The 617-nt window shown below is 37.1% G+C and carries 2 pseudogenes; both read right to left on the minus strand.

The annotated features are described in order from the left end of the window. Positions 1–316 (minus strand): annotated as a pseudogene (locus tag ACFIK8_RS12275) (cytochrome o ubiquinol oxidase subunit III); the annotation flags it as partial. Next, positions 313–617: pseudogene (locus ACFIK8_RS12280) on the minus strand (cytochrome o ubiquinol oxidase subunit I); the annotation flags it as partial. The pseudogenes ACFIK8_RS12280 and ACFIK8_RS12275, both read right to left, overlap by 4 nt.

A 617-nucleotide genomic window follows, 5' to 3' on the forward strand; every position in this document is an offset into this window, starting at 1 on the left:
CAAGCACAAAAGTAACAGTCATCCATAAACGCACACCACTGATATTACCTTTATGCGCTTGAACCATTACAAACCCATAAGTGATTGATGAAAGCAATAAGATAGCGGTTTCAACTAAAACAAAGTTTAAATCAATAAACTCATTGCCAGGTTTTCCCCCACCATAAGAAGCAGAAAAAACAGCAAAACTTGAAAAAAGTGTTGAGAACAGGATCAAATCCGAAAGTATATAAACCCAAAAACCAAATATCATGATTGAGCTACTGTCGTAATGATGCTCATCAATGTGAGTCTTATTCATTGTCGTTGCACTCATACTGTTACTCCTTGCTTTTTCAGAACAGCTCTAAAAGCATCCTCAGTTTTTTGTACTTCTTCAGCTGAAATGTAGTAACCATGGTGATCACCCATTAATGAATGACACAATATCGTGGCAATAAAACCAATCAATCCAATCGCAACAAGCCACCAAATATGCCAAACAAGTGCAAAACCAACAGCTAACGAAAAGAACCCCGCAATAATTCCAGCTGATGTATTTGACGGCATATGGATTTTTGAAAATCCACTTGTCGGACGCTGATAACCATTTTTCTTCATATTCCAATAAGCATCGT

It is taken from the genome of Bartonella sp. MR168JLCBS (assembly GCF_042194175.1).